Here is a 21,356-nt window from a genome sequence, read left to right as displayed (position 1 = left end):
ATGAAAAAATTAATAGGAGTATTATTTCTTTTTTTTAGTTTAATAGCTTTAGGTGATCAAAGACCATCATATATTCAAAGTCTAGAAAGTCAAATAGCGAGAGAGGATGATAGGGATAAAGCAGCAGTTCTTTTAAAAGAGTATGAAAAATATTTTAAAAGTTATATAAACTCTATAAGTGGAAATGAAAATCAGGTTTTCTATTTGGGAGATCAATATTTTAGAAATAGAAAGTATGAAAGAGCAGCTCAAATTTTTAGTAGTAACATAGATAGTTCTAGAAATTTATTTGGAGCAGCGACAAGTTATAGATTTATTGGAGATTACAACAAGGCAATAGATTTTTATAGTGTTGCAATCAGTATTGAACCTAGTATGAAAGAAGCTTATCTAGGAAGAGGATTGTCGTATAGAAATTTAGGAAGATACAATAAAGCGATAGATGATATTCAAATATATATGAATTATGCACCTAGTATAGAAGGATTTTTAGCTTTAGGAGATATTTATTTAGCTGAAAAGAAGATTGATAGGGCAAGAGAAGTTTTACAAGAAGGAAGAAGATTATACCCACAGTCAAAAGAGATAAGTAACATGTTAACATCTACATATTCTAGATAAAAGAGGTGAAAGATGGAGTGGTATCGATTGAAATTAATGGGTTTAAAAAATAGTAAGATTAGAGCTTTGATGTCATATAATAAGCGATATAAAGATATTTTTACTGATTTAGATAAATTTACAAGTACGTTAAATTTAACCACAGAGGATACCAGCTTGATAGAAAATTCAAAATACTGTGAAAAATATTTGGAGGTTATGGATTATTTAGAAAGAAATAGGATAGGACTAATTAGTATTAATGATTGTAGGTATCCAGATAGTTTGAAAAATATAGCGAAACCTCCACTTTTTCTTTTTTATAAAGGAAATATAGAACTTTTAAGTAGAAATAAAATGATTTCTATTGTAGGAACAAGAAGAGCTACAAAATATGGAGAACTTTGTTGTGATAGAGCAGTTAAAGATTTAGTTGATGGAGAAGTAGTGGTTGTAAGCGGATTAGCTTTAGGAATAGATTCTATAGTTCATAAGGATGTATTGAAATATAAAGGGAATACTATTGCTGTTTTAGGATGCGGAATAGATGTACTTTATCCAAGAACAAATATCAAATTAAGAGAAGAAATAGAACGAAAAGGATTGGTAATATCAGAATTTCCCATAGGGATGAGACCAACACCTAAAAATTTTCCAATAAGAAATAGAATAATAGCTGGTTTATCCAAAGGAACTGCAGTTGTTGAAAGTTCTTTAAAAGGAGGAAGTTTAATAACTGCAAGTATATCTTTGGAAGAGGGAAGAGATGTTTTTGCTTTTCCAGGAGATATAACATATCCTCTATCAAAAGGATGTAATGAGCTAATAAAGTTATCCCAAGCTAAATTAATAGAATCTGGCGAAGATATATTAAAAGAGTATGGTTGGTTAAAAATAAATGAAGATGGAAAAAAATTAAATAAATTAATTGGGATAAAACTGAAAATATATAATGTATTAAAAACGAAAATGCATTTAGAGGAAATAAAGCAAGATGTTTCTTGTGAAACAAGTGAATTATTAAGTAATTTAATGGAGTTGGAAATAGAGGGTTACATTCAAAGCTTACCAGCAGGACACTACAGAAGACGTTTATAAATGGGAAACTTGATGCCCTTGGTTGATTTTTTTATTAATTTCTAATATAATTAAGAGCGAATAATGTATATAGAGAAAAAATTAGGGGTGAAAATAGTGGCGAAAAAAAATTTAGTAATAGTGGAATCACCTGCAAAAGCGAAGACTATTGAAAAAATATTGGGGAATAATTTTCATGTTACAGCTTCCTTTGGACATGTAAGAGATTTGCCAAAAAGTAAAATCGGAGTAGATGTGCAAGATGATTTCAAACCAAGCTATTCAACGATAAGAGGAAAGGGAGATGTAATAAAAACTTTAAAGGATCTTGCTAAAAAATCAGATAAAGTATATTTGGCATCAGACCCTGATAGAGAAGGGGAAGCTATTGCGTGGCACATAGCTCAAACATTAAAATTAGATGAAAATGAAGCTAATAGAATAGAGTTTAATGAGATAACAAATGGAGCAATAAGAGAAGCCATAAAAAATCCTAGAAAAGTGGATATAGATAGAGTTAATGCACAACAAGCAAGAAGAATACTTGATAGATTAGTTGGATATGAGATAAGCCCTCTTTTATGGAAGTCAATATCTTCAAATACAAGTGCTGGAAGAGTTCAATCGGTTGCTTTAAAATTAATATGTGATTTAGAAGATAAAATAAAAAAGTTTGTTCCTGAAAAGTTTTGGGATATAAAAGGTGAGTTTGAAAATAAAATGAATCTTTCTCTTTATAAGATAGAAGGAAAAAGATTTGAAAGAGTTACAGACGAGGATATTGTAAAAAATGTTCAATTAACATTGAATTCAGAATATGCAGTTATTAACTCTAAAGTAACTAAAAAATCTAAAAATCCACCACTGCCATTGAAAACAAGTACATTACAGCAATTATCATCATCATATTTAGGATTTTCAGCGTCAAAAACAATGTCTGTAGCCCAAGGGTTATATGAAGGTATAAGTATAGATGGAAACCAAAAAGGTTTGATAACTTATATGAGAACAGATTCAACAAGAATATCTGATGAAGCTAAAGAGATGGCAAAGAGCTATATAGTTGAGACTTTTGGAAAAGAATATTTAGGTAAAGAAGGGGTAAAAAAGAAAAAAGATGAAAAAATTCAGGATGCCCATGAAGCTGTCAGACCAACAGATATCTATTTAGAGCCTGATAAAATAAAGAAAGATTTAGCTCCAGATCAATATAAGTTATACAAATTGATATGGGAAAGGTTTATGATATCTCAATTAGCACCAATGCAATATGAGCAATTTGAAATAATTTTAGAAAATGGCGATTATCAATTTAGAGGGACTTTAAACAAAATAATATTTGATGGGTATTATAAAGTATTCAAGGATGAAGAGGAGTTACCTTTAGGAGAGTTTCCAACAATAAATGAGGGCGATTTCTTAAAGTTAAATAAATTGAATATAAAAGAGGATTGGACAAAAGCTCCTTCGAGGTTAACAGAGTCATCTTTAGTTAAGAAACTAGAAGCTGATGGAATAGGTAGACCATCTACATATGCCTCAATAATTGAAACTTTAAAGAAAAGAGAGTATGTTACAATTGAAGGTAAAAGTTTTATTCCAACAGAATTGGGATATGAAATAAAAACAATATTAGAGAAAAACTTTAAAGATATAATGGATGTTAAATTTACAGCCTCTTTAGAAGATGGTCTAGATTTAGTTGAAGAGGGAGAAAGGGATTGGATTGAGATATTAAAAGATTTCTATTCGAAACTTTCAAAAGATTTAGAACTTTATAAAATTAAAGTTGAAGAGGAATCAAGTAGAATAATAACTTCAGATGTTCCGTGCCCTTGTGGAACTGGGAATATGATTATGAAAAATGGAAGATTTGGAAGATACCTATGTTGTACAGATGAAAATTGTAAAGAGAAATACTCTTTAAAAGGGATTGAAATTCCATTAGAGGATATCAAAAATGGAGACATAAGAGTAAAAGAGTTATTAGAAGAGCAGCTAAGAGTTAAGCAAGGAAAATTAACAGATGTATTTTTAAGTAATGGAAGCAGATTACTTTTAAAGTTAGGACGTTTTGGTAGTTATTTAGAGAGTGAAAACTTTAAAGAGGATAATGAAAGAGTTTCTTTACCTGGAGAAGTAAAAAAACTTCTTATGAATGGGTCAATTGAAGAAAAAAATGGGATAGTTCAATTAAAATGGATTATGGATAAAATTCAGAAAGAAGAGGAAGAGATTCTAAAAAATGCTGGAAACTGTGAAAAGTGTGGAAAACCATTTAAAATAGGTAGAGGAAGATGGGGGAAATTCTTGGCTTGTACAGGATATCCTGACTGTAAAAATATAAAAAAATTAGAAAAAGATAAAAAAGAGTAAATAAAAGGACTCGCCTTTATAGGCGAGACTTTTGTATGTATAAAAAAAGGAGAACAGATGACAAATAAAGAAGTAGTAGTAATAGGAGCAGGATTAGCAGGATCAGAAGCAGCATATCAATTAGCAAAAAATGGAGTTAAGGTAAAATTATATGAAATGAGACCAAAAATTTCAACAGAAGCTCATAAAAGTGAGAAGTTTGCTGAATTAGTATGTAGTAACTCTTTAGGAGGGGATCATTTAGGAAATGCTTCTGGATTAATGAAAGAAGAGTTAAGAAGAATGGGTTCTTTACTTATTGAAATTGCAGATGAAGTTAAAGTTCCTGCAGGACAAGCTTTAGCCGTAGACAGAGAAGGATTTTCGGAGAAGGTAACACAAAAGTTACACTCTATGGAGAATATAGAAATAATAAATGAGGAGTTAAAAGAGATTCCAAAAGACAAAATAGTTATCGTTGCTAGTGGACCATTGACATCAGATGAACTATCTAAAAATATTGGGGAAATATTAGAGCAAGAATATCTTTATTTTTATGATGCAGCAGCACCAATTGTAACGTTAGAATCGATTGATAAAGATAAGGTGTTTTTCCAGTCAAGATATGATAAAGGAGAAGGGGAGTATATTAACTGCCCAATGAATAAAGAGGAGTATGAAGCTTTTTATGAAGCTTTAATATCGGCAGAAAGAGCACCTTTAAAAAAGTTTGAAGAGGAAAAACTATTTGAGGCATGTATGCCAGTTGAGAGAATAGCACAAAGAGGATTTAAGACCTTATTATTTGGACCATTAAAACCAAAAGGCTTAATAAACCCGAAAACTGGAAAAGAAGAGTTTGCAGTAGTTCAATTAAGACAAGATGATAAAGATGGAAAATTATATAATTTAGTAGGATTCCAGACGAGTTTAAAGTGGGGAGAGCAAAAAAGAGTATTCTCAATGATACCAGGACTTGAAAATGCAGAGTTTGTAAGATATGGAGTTATGCATAGAAATACATTTATAAACTCAACAAAATTATTGACACCAGCATTAAATTTAAAAAATAATGAAGATATCTATTTTGCAGGACAGATAACTGGTGGAGAAGGATATGTTTGTGCTATCGCTACTGGGTTAATGGCAGCAACTAATATTCTTAGAAAAATGGATGGAAAATCACCATTGATACTAGATGATAGAAGTTCAATTGGAGCAATTATTAAGTATATTACAGAGGAGAAGAAAAATTTCCAACCTATGGGGCCTAATTTCGGTGTAATAAAATCTTTAGATGAAAGAATAAGAGATAAAAAAGAAAAATATAATAAGATATCAAAGATAGCTTTAGAATATTTAGATGAAAAGTTAAATCAAGAGAAGTAAAAGGAGTTTGAGATGGATACTCTTAATTTATTAGGGGATATAAAAGAGTTTTTATATCATTGTGAGTTCGCAAAAGGAAAGAGTTTAAATACGATAAAGTCATTGAGAATAGATTTATATAGATTTAATGAATATATTATAAAATGTAATGATTTAAAAACAATTTCTGATATAGATGGATTTAATTTTAGAGAGTTTTTAGTAGAACTTCAAGGATGTGATATAGGAAAGAGGTCTTTAAACAGAAAGATTTCGTCTATAAAATCATTTTTTAAATATTTGAAGGATACGGGGAAAATAAAAAGTAATCCAGCTCAATTAATAATAGCACCAAGTTATGATAGAGGAATTCCTGAAGTTCTTGAATTAGAAGAAATAGTAAGATTTAGAAAGGCAATAGAATTAAAAAATTATCACAGTTTAAGAGATAGGTTGATTGTAGAACTTCTTTATTCAAGTGGAATAACATCACAGGAGTTGTTAGGTTTAGGAGAAGATGTTTTTAATTTACAAGATAGAGAGGTTGTTGTAACAAGCTTTAAAAAACATAGAACTGTATTTTTTAGTGAAAGAACAAAAAATTTTTTTAAAAGATATATAATGGCTAAAAAGGAAAAGTTAGGATCTAAATATAATAAAGAGATACTTTTTGTTAATGGATCTGGTGGAAGATTAACTGATCGTTCTTTAAGAAGACTTATAGATAGGTATGGTGTTAAAGCTGGAATAACAAAGGAGATAAGTCCGCATAGCTTTAGACATACATTTGCTGTTCATATGCTAGAGAACGGGGTAAGTTTATTACAGTTACAAAAATTATTGGGACATTCAAATTTAGATTCAACAAAAATATATTTGGAAGCTTTAGAGAAAAAAAGAAGAAAAGAACTGTCTAAAGAGATAGAAATCAAAGGATAGAAAATATTAATATTATAAATTGAAGGAGAGTTTATGACGAAAAAATGTATAGGGTGTGGAATTGAACTTCAAGGAGAGAATCCTAATTCCAATGGATATTTGCCGAAATCAGTTTTAGAAGGAGACAATAAAGAGTTACTTTGTCAAAGATGTTTTAAGATAAAAAATTATGGACAGTATATTCCTATAAAAATGACAAAAGAGGATTATAGACAAGAAGTTAAAAAAAGTTTAGCAGAGGCAGATGTAGCGATACCTGTTTTTGATATTATCGATTTTGAAGGTTCATTTGATGATGAAATTCTTGATATTTTAAGAGAGATGGAATCTATTGTCGTAATTAATAAATTAGATTTAATACCAGATGAAAAACATCCATCAGAAGTTGCAGATTGGGTTAAAGGAAGATTAGGGGAAGAGGGTGTTGCCCCATTAGATATAGCTATAGTAAGTTCTAAAAATGGATATGGAATAAATGGAATATTCAAGAAAATTAAGCATTTTTATCCTAATGGAGCGAAAGCTTTAGTTTTAGGAGTAACAAATGTTGGAAAATCAAGTATTATAAACAAGCTTATAGGTGCTAAGAGAGTAACAGTATCAAAATTCCCAGGAACAACTTTAAAAAGTGTTAAAACAGAGATTCCGTTCTCAAAAATAACTTTAATTGATACTCCAGGATTAATTCCTAGTGGAAGATTCTCTGATTTTGTATGCCAAGAGTGTAATCAGAATATAATTCCTGCAAATGAGATTTCAAGAAAGACATATAAAGTTCAAGAGGATAGAGTTATATTAATTGGTGGAATGATTCAAATGAGAGTTTTAAATGATGATGATTTAAAACCAATATTTTCATTATATGCATCTAAAGATGTAACGTTCCACGAAACAAATGTTGAGAAAGCAAAAGAGTTAATGCAAAAAGCAGACTTTTTAACACCGCCGTGTGAAAAATGTAGAGATGAATTCAACTCTTTAGAAAAAGATGTAGAAGTTTATACAGTAGAAACAGGAGAAGAGCTAGTTTTTAAAGGTCTAGGATGGTTATCTGTAAAAAGAGGTCCTTTAAAAGTGGAGATAACATCGCCAAAAGGTGGAGAAATAATCATCAGAGAAGCTTTTATAAAGCCAAAAAGATAAAAATGAGGTTCTAAAGGGATGGAAAAAGACGGAAGAATAACTACTCTAAATTGGATTATAAATATAGCAGTAACAATTTTATTTATCTATCTTGCTATGAGAGGAATTGACGATTTAACAGGGACATACAAAATTGATGAAACAGTGAGAAGTACAAAAGAACTTAGAATAGCTTTAGAGAAATACTATCAATTGACAGGGAGTTATCCTGAGTTAACAAAACCAGGGGTAAATATGAACTTACACCTTTTAGATTATGTGAATGAAAAAGGACAAAAAATATCTTTTGCAGATATTTATGGACGAAAAACTTTGGCTAAAACTTATGGTAGTAACTCAATAGTTGCATCAAATGAAGTTTATGATGTACAGGATTTTGAAAATACAAATAAAAATGGTGGTTGGAATTATAATTATTCTCAAAGAACAGGAGAGATTCATCCTAATTTACCTGAGGATATTTATATAGAAAAAGTAAACTGGATTAGACAGTAGAACATGAATGGAGGAAAACAAATGTACGATATTATATTTTTAGGTGGAGGACAAGCTGGGGTTTTTGGAGCTTACGAAGCAATTAAGAAAAATAAGGATTTAAAGATTTTAGTTTTAGATAAAGGTAGAATGTTAACACAAAGAGTTTGTCCAAAAGAAAAGTTAGGAATATGTGTAAAATGTCCAACTTGTGCAATAATTTATGGAGTTTCAGGAGCGGGAGCTTTCTCAGATTCTAAATTCAATATGGATTATAGAGTTGGTGGAGATGTTCATGTTTTAACTGGAAAAGTAATTGTAAATGAAACTATTCAATATGTAGCAGATATATATAAAGATTTTGGATTCGATGAAAAACCGTCTGGTTTAGAATACAACCAAGTTATGTTAGATTTAAAGAAAAGATGTATTGAAAATAATGTACAGTTAGTAGATACACCAACAATGCACTTAGGAACAGATGGATCAAGAGAACTATATACAAAATTAGTAAATTCTTTACTAGAAAAGGGTGTAGAGTTTGTAACTGAAAGATCAGCTGAAAGTTTGATAATAGAGAATGGTGAAATAAAAGGAGTAACTGTAAGAAATAAAAAAGATGAAGTAGAAAACTATTTTGCAAAGAATGTTGTAATTGGACTTGGAAGAAGTGGTGCAAAAAAACTGATGGAGATGTGTGAAGAATCAGGAGTATCATATGAGACAGGTGCAGTTGATTTAGGTGTAAGAGTAGAGATACCTGATTTAGTAATGAAAGATATCAATGAAAATTTCTATGAAGCAAAGATGATTTATCATACAACAAAATATAGAGATAAAATGAGAACTTTCTGTTCAAATCCAAGTGGATTTATAGCTGCAGAAAAGCATAGTGATGATGTAGTACTAGCAAATGGTCATGCATATAAGGATAAGAAATCTCAAAATACAAACTTAGCGTTGTTATGTACAAAAACATTTACACAACCATTTAAGCAACCATTCGAATATGCAACAGCTATAGCAAAGATGTCATCGATGCTAACTGGTGGTAAAATATTAATGCAATCTTATGGAGATTTAAAAGTAGGAAGAAGATCAACAGATGAATCTATAGCTAGATTAAATATAGTTCCAACAACAGAGGATTATGTAGCTGGAGATATAGCTTTAGCGTGTCCAAAGAGAATTTTAGATAATATTATAGAGTTTATAGAAGTTCATGACAAAATAACTCCTGGATTTGCATCAAGTGATTTATTACTATATTTCCCTGAGATAAAATTTAGAAGTACAAGAATAAAAATAGACGCTAATATGGAAACTAATATAAAAGGATTATATGCAGCAGGAGACAGTTCAGGATACGGAAGTGGATTAAATATAGCTGCAGTAATGGGGATACTGGCTGTAAGACATATAATTTCTAAATAATTTGGAGGACTATAATGGGATTTTTTAATAAACTTTTCGGTAGAAAAAAAGAGGATAAAATCGAAGAGCAAAAAGAAAAGTTAGAAAAAGAAGTGGTAAAAGAGGAGTTAGAATCTCTTGAGGAACAAAAAGAAGAAAAGATAGATGTAGAAGAGAAGATAGATGAAGCCGTAGAAAAAGCCATTGAGGACGAAGAAAAGGAAGAATCTATAATAGAAAGTGAAAAAGCAACAGATGAGGTAACGTATGTAGAAAAACCAAAAGTTGAAAAAAGAAGCTTTTTTACATCTTTAAAGGAAAAATTATTTAAATCAAGAGAGGGACTGTTTGGAACTTTAAAAAATATTTTTACAGGAAAATCAATAGTAGATGGTGAGATGTATGAAGAGTTAGAAGATACTTTAGTACAGTCAGATATTGGTATTGAGATGACTTTGAAGATAGTAAAAGATTTAAAAGCTGAAGTAAAAGCTAGAGGAGTTAAAAAACCTGAAGACGTATATCCAGTATTAAAAGATGTTTTAGAAGGGTATTTAATTACAGAAAATACTGAACTAGATATTCAACCTGGAAGAATGAATGTAATATTAATAGTTGGGGTAAACGGAGTTGGAAAAACAACAACTATTGGAAAAATTGCAGCTAAATTAGTTAAAGATGGTAAAAAAGTTGTAATAGGTGCAGCTGATACATTTAGAGCAGCAGCGGTTGAACAATTAGAAGAATGGGTAAAGAGAGCAGGTGCTGAAATTGTAAAGCATCCAGAAGGAGCAGATCCAGGAGCGGTTGTTTTTGATACTTTAAAGGCTGGAGAAGATAAAAATGCTGATGTTGTAATTATTGATACTGCAGGAAGATTACATAATAAAAACAATCTGATGAAAGAGTTAGAGAAAATAAATAATATTATAAAGAAAAAAATAGGAGATCAACCTTACGAATCAATTTTAGTTTTAGATGGAACTACAGGACAAAATGGATTGATTCAAGCAAGAGTATTTAATGAAGTGACAAAATTAACAGGGTTTATTGTTACTAAATTAGATGGAACAGCTAAGGGAGGAATACTATTTAGTATCTCTGAAGAGCTTAAAAAACCTATAAAGTATATAGGAGTAGGAGAGGGAATAGAAGATTTAAGAGAGTTTAATAGCAAAGAGTATATACAAGCGATTTTTGATTAATATATTAAAAAAAATAGAATTTCTGTTGTAAATATATATAAAATTTGTTAATATATAGTTGAAAATTATGAGCACTATTACAGTATAGTTAAAAATGTGCAATTTATTTAATAAAAATCAAGGAGGACTTAAAGTGAGCATTATAGTTCAAATTAAAGAAAAAGCAAAAACTTTAGGAAACAAAATAGTTCTTCCTGAGGCTACTGATGAGAGAGTAATCAGAGCAGCTGCAGGAGTAGTTGAGGAGAAGTTAGGAACTCCAGTATTAGTAGGAAATGAAGAAACAATAAAAACATTTGCTGCAAATTTAGGAGTATCTTTAGATGGTGTTGAAATTATCGATCCAAAAACTACTGATAAATTAGCTTCATATGTTGAGAAACTTTGTGAGTTAAGAGCAAAAAAAGGAATGACTCCAGAAGAAGCAGAAAGATTATTAACAACTGATGTTAACTTCTTTGGTGCTATGATGGTTAAAATGGGAGATGTATCTGGAATGGTTTCAGGATCAGATTCACCTACAGCAAACGTTTTAAGAGCTGGATTACAAGTTGTTGGAACAAAACCAGGAGTAAAAACAGTATCATCAGTATTCTTAATGGAGTTAAAGCATAATGTAGAAACTTACGGAGAGATCTTAGTATTTGGAGATTGTGCTGTTATTCCTGAGCCTACATCAGAGCAATTAGCTGATATCGCATCAGAAGCAGCTGTAACGGCAGCTACAGTAGCTGGATTAGATCCAAAAGTTGCACTTATGTCTTTCTCAACAAAAGGATCAGCAAAGCATGATTCAGTAGATGTTGTAAAAAGAGCAGGAGAAATCTTAAGAGAAAGAAATGCAGATTTCGCATTTGAAGAAGAGTTACAAGCAGATGCTGCTTTAGTAGCATCAGTAGGAGTTAAAAAAGCTCCAAATTCGAAAGTAGCTGGTCACGCTAATGTATTAATATTCCCTAACTTAGCAGCAGGAAATATTGGGTATAAGTTAGTTCAAAGATTAGCTAATGCAGAAGCATATGGTCCTTTAATTCAAGGATTAGCAGCTCCAATAAATGACTTATCAAGAGGATGTTCAGTTAAAGATATCGTAGATTTAGCTGCAATAACTTCAGTACAAGCTGGAAAGTAATACACGATAATTTAAATTAAGGTAAAAATTTGTAAGGAGTTTTAACTCCTTACAAGTCAAATATATTAAAATAAAAAATAAAATTAAGGTGGTAAATTTAATGAAAGTTTTAGTTATTAACTGTGGTAGTTCATCTCTAAAGTACCAATTATTAAATCCTGAATCAGGAGAGCTTTTTGCGATTGGACTTTGTGAAAGAATAGGAATCGAAGGATCAAAAATGGAGTATGAAACTCCAGCTAACGATTTTGAAATCGAAATGAAGCAAGATATGCCAACACATAAGGAAGCTTTAGAGTTAGTAATAAGTGCTATTACAAATCCAGAGTATGGAGTAATAAAATCAGTAGAAGAGATTGATGCAATTGGTCACAGAGTAGTACACGGTGGAGAGAAATTTGCTTCATCAGTATTAGTAACTCCAGAAGTTATGGCAGCTATGGAAGAGTGTTCAGAGTTAGCACCATTACATAACCCTGCAAACTTATTAGGAATCAGAACAATGCAAGAATTAATGCCAGGAAAGCCAAATGTTGGAGTATTTGATACATCATTCCACCAAACAATGCCAAAAGAAGCATACATGTATGCATTACCATATGAGGATTATACAGAATTAAAAGTTAGAAAGTATGGATTCCACGGAACATCTCATAAATTTGTTTCAGGAGTAGCTCAAGAGTTATTAGGAAATCCAGCTGAATCAAAAATAATCGTTTGTCACTTAGGAAACGGTGGATCAGTATCTGCAGTTAAAAATGGTAAATGTATTGACACAACTATGGGATTAACTCCATTACAAGGAATTATGATGGGAACTAGATGTGGAGATATCGATCCAGCAGCAGTTTTATTCATAAAGAACAAAAGAGGATTATCAGATAAAGAAATGGATGACAGAATGAATAAGCAATCTGGAATTTTAGGAGTATTTGGAGAGTCTTCAGACTGTAGAGATATGGAAATTGCAGCAGCAGCAGGAAACGAAAGAGCACTATTAGCTGAGAATATGTTCGCTTACAAAATAAGAGGATATGTTGGAAACTATGCAGCTCAAATGGGTGGAGTAGACGCAATTTGCTTCACAGGAGGAATTGGAGAGAATTCTGGAAAAGTTAGAGAAGATGTTTTAAGAGGATTAGAGTTTATCGGAGTTGAATTAGATAAAGAAGTTAACTCTAAGAGACAAAAAGGAAATGTTCTTTTAACAAAAGAAACATCTAAGGTAAAAGCATTTAAAATACCTACAAATGAAGAGTTAGTAATAGCTAGAGATACTTATGAAATTGTAAAATCTGCAAAGTAATAAGTGTTGAAAGCTGTTTAAAAAATAAACAGATTAGTCAGTAAAAAATTATATTTGGTTGAATTAGTTTAAAAATTTCTTAAAAAAATCGAGAACTTTAATTGACAATTAATAAGAATACTCGTAAAATAGAGTTAACTTTAGAGTCAATTAAAAAAGGGAGGACAATTCAAATGGCTAAAAAAATGCAAACTATGGATGGTAACCAAGCTGCAGCATATGCATCATATGCTTTTACAGAAGTAGCAGGTATTTATCCAATAACTCCATCATCGCCAATGGCTGAGTACACTGACGAGTGGGCATCAAGAGGAATGAAAAATATGTTTGGAGTTCCAGTAAAAGTAGTTGAAATGCAATCAGAGGCAGGAGCAGCTGGAACAGTTCACGGATCTTTACAAGCAGGAGCTTTAACTACAACATATACAGCATCACAAGGATTACTATTAAAAGTGCCTAATATGTATAAAATAGCAGGAGAACTTTTACCAGGAGTTATCCACGTATCAGCAAGAGCGTTAGCAGCACAAGCGTTATCAATATTTGGTGATCACCAAGACGTTTATGCAGCTAGACAAACTGGATTTGCTATGTTATTTGAGAGTTCAGTACAAGAAGTAATGGATTTATCAGGAGTTGCACACTTAGCAGCTATTAAATCAAGAGTTCCATTCATGAATATATTTGATGGATTTAGAACTTCACACGAAATTCAAAAAGTTGAAGTAATGGATTTTGATGTATTCAAGAGATTAGTTGATATGGATGCTATTAAAGCTTTCAGAGAAAGAGCTTTAAACCCAGAGCACCCAGTAACAAAAGGAACAGCTCAAAACGACGATATCTACTTCCAAACTAGAGAAGTACAAAACAAATTCTACGATGCAGTACCTGCAATTGTAGCTAATTACATGGAAGAGATTTCAAAAGTAACTGGAAGAGATTATAAGCCATTTAACTATTATGGAGCACCAGATGCAGAGCATATTGTTGTTGCTATGGGATCTGTTTGCGAAACATTAATAGAAACAGTTGATTATTTAGTAGGAAAAGGAGAAAAAGTAGGACTTATAAATGTTCACTTATACAGACCGTTCGCTGCTGAATACTTCTTCAACGTATTCCCTAAAACAGTTAAGAAAATTGCTGTATTAGATAGAACAAAAGAGCCTGGAGCATTAGGAGAGCCTTTATACATGGATATTAGAGGGTTATTCTACGGAAAAGAAAACGCTCCAGTAATCGTAGGTGGAAGATATGGATTATCTTCAAAAGATACAACACCAGCTCAAATGAAAGCTGTATTTGACAACTTAAAGCAAGCTGAGCCAAAAGATGGATTTGTAGTGGGAATCGTTGATGACGTTACTTATAAATCTCTTGAAGTTGGACCTCATATTGAAACAGGAGCAGAGGGAGTAAGAGAGTGCTTATTCTTCGGACTTGGATCAGATGGAACAGTTGGAGCTAACAAAAACTCAATTAAAATAATTGGAGACAAAACAGATTTATATGCACAAGGATATTTTGCATATGACTCAAAAAAATCTGGAGGATCAACAAGATCTCACCTAAGATTTGGTAAGCATCCAATTAAATCAACTTACTTAGTATCTGCACCAAACTTCGTGGCTTGTTCAGTACCTGCGTACTTAACTCAGTATGATATGATTGGTGGATTAAAGCAAGGTGGAACATTCTTATTAAACTGTGTATGGGATAAAGATGAGGTTATAGCTCATTTACCAAACTCAGTTAAGAAACAATTAGCAGAGAAAAATGCTAAGTTCTATATCATAAACGCTAATAAATTAGCAGCAGAAATTGGATTAGGAGGAAGAACTAACACAATAATGCAATCAGCATTCTTTAAATTAGCAGATGTTATTCCATTTGAAGATGCACAAACTTACATGAAGCAATATGCTGAAAAGTCATATTCTACAAAAGGTGACGCAATTGTTAAAATGAACTATGAGGCTATCGATAAAGGAGCTGGAGAATTAGTTCAAATTACAGTTGATCCTTCATGGGCTAACTTAACAACTGAAGTTGTTGAAGAAAAAGGAGCTTGTTCTTGTACAGGATGTGGATGTGGATCTACATCTAAATCTAAATTAGAGTCATTTGTAGAGAAAATTGCAAATCCTATAAATGCTTTAAAAGGAGAAGAGTTACCAGTTTCTACATTCTTAGGATATGAAGATGGAACATTTGAGAATGGAACAACAGCTTTCGAGAAAAGAGGAGTTGCAGTAAACGTTCCTGAGTGGAAATCTGAAAACTGTATCCAGTGTAACCAATGTTCTTATGTTTGTCCACACGCAGTTATAAGACCATTCTTAATGACAGCTGAGGAAAAAGCAGGAGCACCAAACGAGTTAAAAACAAAAGCTCCAATTGGAAAAGGGTTAGAAGGATTAGAGTATAAAATTCAAGTATCTCCATTAGATTGTACAGGATGTGGACTATGTGCTAACGTATGTCCAGCTAAAGAGAAAGCTTTAGTTATGGTACCTATTGGACAAGAGGTTGAAAAAGGAGAGCAAGAAAATGCTGATTACTTATTCAACGAAGTAACATATAAAGATGAGTTTATGCCTAAAACATCAGTAAAAGGATCACAATTTGCACAACCATTATTCGAGTTCCACGGAGCTTGTGGAGGATGTGGAGAAACTCCTTATATTAAAGCAATAACTCAATTATTTGGAGACAGAATGATGATAGCTAACGCTACAGGATGTTCTTCAATTTATGGAGGATCAGCACCATCAACTCCATATACAACAAATAGCTGTGGAGAAGGACCATCATGGGGTAACTCATTATTTGAGGATAACGCAGAGTTTGGATACGGAATGGCAACAGCTGTTGAAACAATGAGAGATAGAATTCAAACAATAATGGAAGAGAACATGGCAAATGTTTCTCCAGAAGTTGCAGCAATGTTTGCTGAGTGGATTGAAAATAGAGCAGATGGAAATAAAACTAAAGAAATTAGAAATAGATTAGTTCCAGCTTTAGAAGCATGTAACTGTGGAGTATCAACAGAAATTTTAGAGTTAAAGCAATATCTTGTTAAAAAATCACAATGGATATTTGGAGGAGACGGATGGGCTTATGACATCGGTTATGGAGGATTAGACCACGTTTTAGCTTCTTCAGATGATGTTAATGTTTTAGTAATGGATACTGAGATTTACTCTAACACAGGAGGACAAGCATCTAAGTCAACTCAAACAGGAGCAGTAGCAAAGTTCGCAGCTGCAGGAAAACCTAATAAGAAGAAAGATTTAGCTGCTATCGCAATGTCTTATGGACATATCTATGTTGCACAAGTATCTATGGGTGCTAACCAAGCTCAATACTTAAAAGCAATAGCTGAAGCTGAGGCGTATCCAGGACCATCATTAATCATAGCTTATGCACCATGTATAAGTCATGGATTAAAGAATGGAATGGGTAACAGTCAACTTGAGATGAAGAGAGCAACTGAGTGTGGATACTGGCCAATATTCAGATATAATCCATTATTAGAGAAGGAAGGAAAGAATCCTCTTCAAATCGATTGTAAAGAACCTAACTGGGATAATTATAACGATTACTTAATGGGAGAAGTTAGATATGCTACATTAGCAAAATCTAAGCCAGAGCATGCAAAAGATTTATTTGCTAAAAATAAATCAGAGTCTCAAAGAAGATGGAGACAATATCAAAGACTTGCATCATTAGACTTCACAGCTGAAGCTAAGTAATTCTTTGAAATTTAGAGATAAGGTAGAAATACCTTATCTCTTTTTTTGTTACAAAACTTTTTTGTAAATTAGCATATAATTTGGTATAATTAAGAGTGAAGAGTAAAAAAGGAAGGGTGAAAAAATGAAAATATCTGTTGCAATGATAACCTTTAATGAAGAAAAAATATTAAGAAAAACTTTAGAATCAGTTAGAGGATTGGCGGATGAAATAGTTATTGTAGACAGTGGGTCAACAGATGCTACAAAGAGTATAGCCGAAGAATTTGGTGCAAAATTTTATACAGAACCTTGGAAAGGTTATGGACCTCAAAGAAATTCAGCTATAGAAAAGTGTAAAAGTGAATGGATTTTAAATATAGATGCAGATGAAGAGATATCAAAAGAGCTGAAAAAAAAGATAGTAGAAATAACATCAAACGCAGATACTAAAAAAGAGATTTTTAAAATAAATAGATTATCAGTTTGTTTTGGAAAAGAGATAAAGTATGGTGGGTGGGGAACATCTTATGCTATAAGATTATTTAAAAAAGGATCTGGAATATTTAATGATAATATGGTTCATGAAGAGTTTAAAACAAATAAAGAGATTTTTAAAATAAAGGAGAATATATATCATCATTCATATTTAACTATGGAAGATTATTTTAATAGATTTAATAGATATACAACAGAAGGTGCAAAGGACTATTATAAAAAAAATAAAAAAGTAAGCATATTAGACATATTAATAAATCCATTATACAAATTTTTGAAAATGTACATCTTTAGATTAGGATTTTTAGATGGTATTGAAGGCTTTGTCATAGCATCAACGAGTTCGATGTATTCTATGATAAAATATTTTAAACTGAGGGAGATGTATAGGAATGGCTCATACTTACAAAAAAATAATAATAGCAAGAACGGATAAAATAGGTGACTTAATTCTATCAATTCCTAGTTTTTTTATGATTAGAAAAATGTATCCAGAAGCTGAAATAACTTTATTAGTGAGGGATTATAATTATAATATAGTAAAAAATCTACCATATATAAATAGAGTTGTTCAAATAGACAGATATAGACAAAAAGAACTTTTAGAGAAAATAAAATATTTTAATGCTGATGTTTTCATAGCATTATATGTTGATAATTTTGTAATGGAACTAGCAAAAGCAAGTAAAGCTAAAATAAAAATAGGACCATTATCAAAAATAAAATCTTTTTTTACATTTAATAAAGGGGTTTTGCAAAAAAGGTCTAAATCAATAAAACATGAAGCAGAATATAATTTAGATTTAATAAAAAAACTTGATAAAAAACTTTTTGAAGATAGAATTGAGATAAATACTCAGATTTTTTTGGATAAAAGTAATTTAGAGGCTGCTGAAAAGTTTTTCAAAGACAATAGTATTGGAGATAAAGCGTTAGTTGTAAATCCTTTCATGGGTGGTTCTGCAAAAAATATAACAGATGAGCAATATGCAGATATATTAAAAGAAGTTATAGATAGAGAAAAAAATGTTGATATAATTGTAACAGCACATATTTCAGATGAAGAGAGAGGGTTAAAACTATTAGAAAAAATAGGAAGAGAAAGAGTATACCTTTTTGCTAATGGAGGAGAACTTTTAAATATAGGAGCAGTAATAAATAAAGCTAAAGTTTATTTTGGTGGCTCAACAGGGCCAACTCATATAGCGGGTTCTTTACAAAAAAGTATAGTAGCTTTATATCCTAAAAAACCAACTCAAAGCCCTAAAAGATGGGGTATTTTTGGAAATGAAGATGTTACATATATAATACCAGATGAAAATGTAAAGGAAAATTATAAGCACAAAGATTTTGATTCTTATAATGAAAATGTCAAAGAAAAAATAGTTCAGGCAATAATAGATAGATTGGAGAGATAAGCGTGAAAATATTAGTAATACATACAGCTTTTATAGGAGATATTGTTTTATCAACACCGTTATTAAAAAGAATAAAAGAGGTATACCCAGAATCAAAAATTACTTATGTAACTACTCCTATTGGTGCCACTATTTTGAGAAATAATCCAAATATAACTGAGATAATAGAATATGATAAAAGAGGAAGTCATTCAGGAGTTAAAGGACTGTTAGCCTTAGGTAGAAGATTGAGATATGAAAATTTCAACTTGGTTCTAACACCTCATAGATATTTAAGAAGTTCTATTTTAGCATGGTTAACAAGATCTCCTAAGAGGGTTGGTTATGATATAGCAAGTGGATCTTGTTTATTCACTGATAAAATAAACTATGATAAGAGTAAACATGAAGTGGATAAATTATTGTCATTTATGGGAGAGGTTCCAGATAATTCAAGGGAAAAATATCCAATAGAGTTGTATCCAAATAAAAAAGATATTGATGTAGTCGATATGATTTGGAGGGAAAATAATTTTAATAATCAAGAGATTATAGCGGTAGCTCCTGGAAGTAAGTGGTTTACAAAAAAGTGGCCTTTAGAATACTTTAATGAAGTAATTGATTTGCTGGTAAAAAATGGAACTAAAGTTGTTGTTATTGGTGGTAGAGATGAGTTACATTTAAATGTAAATGTTCAGCAAGGTGTTTTAGACTTAAGAGGAAAAACAACATTACTAGAATTAGCAGAAGTTTTAAAAAGGGTAAAAATAGTTTTAACAAATGATTCGTCACCAATACACATAGCATCAGCTTTTAAGAGAACATCAATCCTTGCAATTTTTGGACCAACAGTAAAAGAATTTGGGTTTTTCCCATGGAGTGAAAATAGTGAGGTTTTAGAAGTTGAAAATCTTTCTTGTAGACCATGTGCAATACATGGAGGAGATAAGTGTCCAAAAGGTCATTTTAAATGTATGTTAGATATAAAGCCAAAACAAGTCTATGAAAAAATTCTACAAATTTTGAAGAGGGTGTAATGGAAAAAATATTATGTAATGGTGAAGTAGATTTTAATTTAGTTAATAAAATTAAAAGAGAAGAGTTTCAAATTATTAAAAATTTAAAAGATGATGATAGAAGTAAAGTTATATTAATTGATATTGATGGAAATAAATATGTTTATAAAATTCCTAAAGAAAAGAATAATCGTATATGGCAAAGAATAACGTCTCTAATTAGGGGAAGTGAAAGTAAACGAGAATATGAAAATTATTTAAGAATAAAAGAAAATGGTTTTAAAGGACCTATTCCTATAATGTATTGGGAAAGAAAAATTTTTGGAATATGTGTTGATTCATTTTTAGTGAGTTCATATTTATCTGGAAAACCAGCAACTCAAAAAGATTTAAAAATAGTGGAAAAAGAATTGAGAAAAATACATGCTAGAGGTTATTTACATGGAGATTCTCAATTGAGCAATTTTATAGTAGAGAATAATGAAATTTATTTAATAGATGCAAAATTAATGAAAAATAAATATGGAAAAGCAGGGGAGGCATACGAATTTATATATTTAGAAGAAAGTTGTCACAAAGAGATTGATATTTATGATAAAAATACTCTAAGTTATAAATTAGCAAAAAGTTTAAATAGTTACCTGCATTGGATTGGAAGAGTGAAAAAAGCAATTCGAGGAAAGGAAAGATAAATTGAGAGTTTTAATAATAAGACTTAGTTCTATAGGAGATGTGATATTGACTACTCCTGTTTTAAAGGAACTGAAAAAAAAGTATCCAGATATAGTTATAGATTTTTTAGTTATGGAAAATTTTAAAGATGCAATATCAGGATGTCCTTATATAGATAATTTAATTTTATTTAATAAAAAAAAGCATGATGGTTTAAAAAATATGATAGCATTTGGAAAAAAGCTAAAATTAAATAATTATGATTATGTATTTGATTTACATGCTAAAGTGAGATCAAAAGTTATAAGTAGTACAATTGGAAATAAAACATATACGTATAAAAAAAGAAGTTTATTAAAAAGTATTCTAGTTAAAACTAAAGCAATAAAATATAAAGTTGATGATACAATTATTAAAAATTATTTTGGTGCTTTTAAAGTTTTGGGATTGGAGTATAACGGTGAGGATTTAACTTTTAGTTTTGAAAAAAAAGATTTAGAAAAATTAGAAACACTTTGTATAGAATATGACAATGTTCCTATGATAGCCCCAGGAGCTTCAAAGGAAACTAAAAAATGGACTAAAGAAGGGTTTGCACAATTATCAAAACTACTTTATAATAAATATGGGAAGAAACCAATTATAATAGGATCAAATAGTGAATATGAAATGTGTGAGGAGATTAAAAATCTTGCAGATGGATTTGCTATAAATTTAGCTGGAAAATTAACTTTAAAAGAGAGTGGAGCATTGCTTTCGAAAGCTAGATTTTTGGTTACAAATGATTCTGGACCATTTCACATAGCAAGAGGAGTTAAGTGTCCAACTTTTGTTATCTTTGGTCCAACTAGTCCAGGGATGTTTGAATATGATGAAAAAAATGTACTAATCTATTTAAATGAACCTTGTTCACCTTGTAGTTTACATGGTGATAAAATATGCCCACAAAAACATTTTAATTGTATGAAAAAATTAAGTGCAGAAATGGTAATGGAAGTAATAGAAAAAAATGGGAGGTAATTGA

General features: G+C 30.9%; 17 protein-coding genes. All 17 read left to right on the top strand.

All coding sequences use genetic code 11. The features are described 5' to 3' along the window. Positions 1-621 carry a tetratricopeptide repeat protein gene (locus ACRC8M_RS11460; protein ID WP_438529252.1) on the top strand — a complete coding sequence of 207 codons (621 nt, stop codon included), beginning with the start codon at positions 1-3 and terminating at the stop codon, positions 619-621. Positions 622-633: 12 nt separating this feature from the next. Then, entirely contained in the window at positions 634-1,698 is a 1,065-nt protein-coding gene (dprA, locus tag ACRC8M_RS11455; protein WP_438529251.1) for a DNA-processing protein DprA, read from the top strand. A 63-nt stretch (positions 1,699-1,761) separates the two neighbouring features. Then, positions 1,762-4,053: a type I DNA topoisomerase gene (topA, locus tag ACRC8M_RS11450; RefSeq protein WP_438529250.1), complete on the top strand. Its 2,292-nt coding sequence runs from the start codon at positions 1,762-1,764 to the stop codon at positions 4,051-4,053. A gap of 57 nt (positions 4,054-4,110) precedes the next feature. Beyond that, the gene (gene trmFO / locus ACRC8M_RS11445) at positions 4,111-5,421 is read left to right on the top strand and encodes a methylenetetrahydrofolate--tRNA-(uracil(54)-C(5))-methyltransferase (FADH(2)-oxidizing) TrmFO (RefSeq protein WP_438529249.1); all 1,311 of its coding nucleotides are present in this window, start codon (positions 4,111-4,113) and stop codon (positions 5,419-5,421) included. A gap of 12 nt (positions 5,422-5,433) precedes the next feature. After that, positions 5,434-6,339: a tyrosine-type recombinase/integrase gene (locus ACRC8M_RS11440; protein ID WP_438529248.1), complete on the top strand. Its 906-nt coding sequence runs from the start codon at positions 5,434-5,436 to the stop codon at positions 6,337-6,339. A 33-nt stretch (positions 6,340-6,372) separates the two neighbouring features. After that, on the top strand, positions 6,373-7,482 hold the full coding sequence (yqeH, locus tag ACRC8M_RS11435) for a ribosome biogenesis GTPase YqeH (protein WP_438529247.1): 1,110 nt from the start codon (positions 6,373-6,375) through the stop codon (positions 7,480-7,482). An 18-nt stretch (positions 7,483-7,500) separates the two neighbouring features. Continuing rightward, on the top strand, positions 7,501-7,977 hold the full coding sequence (locus ACRC8M_RS11430; RefSeq protein ID WP_438529246.1) for a hypothetical protein: 477 nt from the start codon (positions 7,501-7,503) through the stop codon (positions 7,975-7,977). Positions 7,978-7,998: 21 nt separating this feature from the next. Further along, positions 7,999-9,390: an NAD(P)/FAD-dependent oxidoreductase gene (locus tag ACRC8M_RS11425; RefSeq protein ID WP_438529245.1), complete on the top strand. Its 1,392-nt coding sequence runs from the start codon at positions 7,999-8,001 to the stop codon at positions 9,388-9,390. 14 nt (positions 9,391-9,404) lie between these two features. Further along, complete coding sequence (gene ftsY, locus ACRC8M_RS11420) at positions 9,405-10,574, top strand: signal recognition particle-docking protein FtsY (RefSeq protein ID WP_438529244.1); 1,170 nt, start codon at positions 9,405-9,407, stop codon at positions 10,572-10,574. Between the two features lie 133 nt (positions 10,575-10,707). After that, positions 10,708-11,706, top strand: a complete 999-nt coding sequence (gene pta / locus ACRC8M_RS11415) for a phosphate acetyltransferase (RefSeq protein WP_438529243.1) — start codon at positions 10,708-10,710, stop codon at positions 11,704-11,706. Positions 11,707-11,806: 100 nt separating this feature from the next. After that, positions 11,807-13,012 (top strand): acetate/propionate family kinase, encoded by a 1,206-nt coding sequence (locus ACRC8M_RS11410; protein ID WP_438529242.1) that lies wholly within the window; start codon positions 11,807-11,809, stop codon positions 13,010-13,012. A 173-nt stretch (positions 13,013-13,185) separates the two neighbouring features. Continuing rightward, entirely contained in the window at positions 13,186-16,770 is a 3,585-nt protein-coding gene (gene nifJ, locus ACRC8M_RS11405) for a pyruvate:ferredoxin (flavodoxin) oxidoreductase (RefSeq protein WP_438529241.1), read from the top strand. 124 nt (positions 16,771-16,894) lie between these two features. Beyond that, positions 16,895-17,683, top strand: a complete 789-nt coding sequence (locus tag ACRC8M_RS11400) for a glycosyltransferase family 2 protein (protein ID WP_438529240.1) — start codon at positions 16,895-16,897, stop codon at positions 17,681-17,683. Next, on the top strand, positions 17,640-18,665 hold the full coding sequence (locus ACRC8M_RS11395) for a glycosyltransferase family 9 protein (protein ID WP_438529239.1): 1,026 nt from the start codon (positions 17,640-17,642) through the stop codon (positions 18,663-18,665). Before ACRC8M_RS11400 ends, ACRC8M_RS11395 begins: the two co-directional genes overlap by 44 nt. A 2-nt stretch (positions 18,666-18,667) precedes the next feature. Continuing rightward, positions 18,668-19,681: a glycosyltransferase family 9 protein gene (locus ACRC8M_RS11390; RefSeq protein WP_438529238.1), complete on the top strand. Its 1,014-nt coding sequence runs from the start codon at positions 18,668-18,670 to the stop codon at positions 19,679-19,681. Next, the gene (locus ACRC8M_RS11385; RefSeq protein ID WP_438529237.1) at positions 19,681-20,352 is read left to right on the top strand and encodes a lipopolysaccharide core heptose(II) kinase RfaY; all 672 of its coding nucleotides are present in this window, start codon (positions 19,681-19,683) and stop codon (positions 20,350-20,352) included. Before ACRC8M_RS11390 ends, ACRC8M_RS11385 begins: the two co-directional genes overlap by 1 nt. Before the next feature lies 1 nt (position 20,353). Continuing rightward, positions 20,354-21,352 carry a glycosyltransferase family 9 protein gene (locus ACRC8M_RS11380; protein WP_438529236.1) on the top strand — a complete coding sequence of 333 codons (999 nt, stop codon included), beginning with the start codon at positions 20,354-20,356 and terminating at the stop codon, positions 21,350-21,352. Positions 21,353-21,356 lie beyond the last annotated feature (4 nt).

This window comes from Cetobacterium sp., from assembly GCF_051653945.1.
GTDB lineage: Bacteria > Fusobacteriota > Fusobacteriia > Fusobacteriales > Fusobacteriaceae > Cetobacterium_A.
The sequence above is the reverse complement of the archived record's forward strand: the minus strand, read 5'-3'. Positions and strand labels throughout refer to the sequence as shown.

Excerpts from the sequence above, each read along its gene's own strand:
- nifJ (WP_438529241.1), top strand. The coding sequence starts at position 13,186 with ATGGCTAAAAAAATGCAAACTATGGATGGTAACCAAGCTGCAGCATAT.
- ACRC8M_RS11430 (WP_438529246.1), top strand. The coding sequence starts at position 7,501 with ATGGAAAAAGACGGAAGAATAACTACTCTAAATTGGATTATAAATATA.
- dprA (WP_438529251.1), top strand. The coding sequence starts at position 634 with ATGGAGTGGTATCGATTGAAATTAATGGGTTTAAAAAATAGTAAGATT.
- yqeH (WP_438529247.1), top strand. The coding sequence starts at position 6,373 with ATGACGAAAAAATGTATAGGGTGTGGAATTGAACTTCAAGGAGAGAAT.
- ACRC8M_RS11400 (WP_438529240.1), top strand. The coding sequence starts at position 16,895 with ATGAAAATATCTGTTGCAATGATAACCTTTAATGAAGAAAAAATATTA.
- ACRC8M_RS11460 (WP_438529252.1), top strand. The coding sequence starts at position 1 with ATGAAAAAATTAATAGGAGTATTATTTCTTTTTTTTAGTTTAATAGCT.
- ftsY (WP_438529244.1), top strand. The coding sequence starts at position 9,405 with ATGGGATTTTTTAATAAACTTTTCGGTAGAAAAAAAGAGGATAAAATC.
- ACRC8M_RS11395 (WP_438529239.1), top strand. The coding sequence starts at position 17,640 with ATGGCTCATACTTACAAAAAAATAATAATAGCAAGAACGGATAAAATA.
- ACRC8M_RS11410 (WP_438529242.1), top strand. The coding sequence starts at position 11,807 with ATGAAAGTTTTAGTTATTAACTGTGGTAGTTCATCTCTAAAGTACCAA.
- ACRC8M_RS11385 (WP_438529237.1), top strand. The coding sequence starts at position 19,681 with ATGGAAAAAATATTATGTAATGGTGAAGTAGATTTTAATTTAGTTAAT.
- topA (WP_438529250.1), top strand. The coding sequence starts at position 1,762 with ATGTATATAGAGAAAAAATTAGGGGTGAAAATAGTGGCGAAAAAAAAT.
- trmFO (WP_438529249.1), top strand. The coding sequence starts at position 4,111 with ATGACAAATAAAGAAGTAGTAGTAATAGGAGCAGGATTAGCAGGATCA.
- ACRC8M_RS11440 (WP_438529248.1), top strand. The coding sequence starts at position 5,434 with ATGGATACTCTTAATTTATTAGGGGATATAAAAGAGTTTTTATATCAT.
- ACRC8M_RS11425 (WP_438529245.1), top strand. The coding sequence starts at position 7,999 with ATGTACGATATTATATTTTTAGGTGGAGGACAAGCTGGGGTTTTTGGA.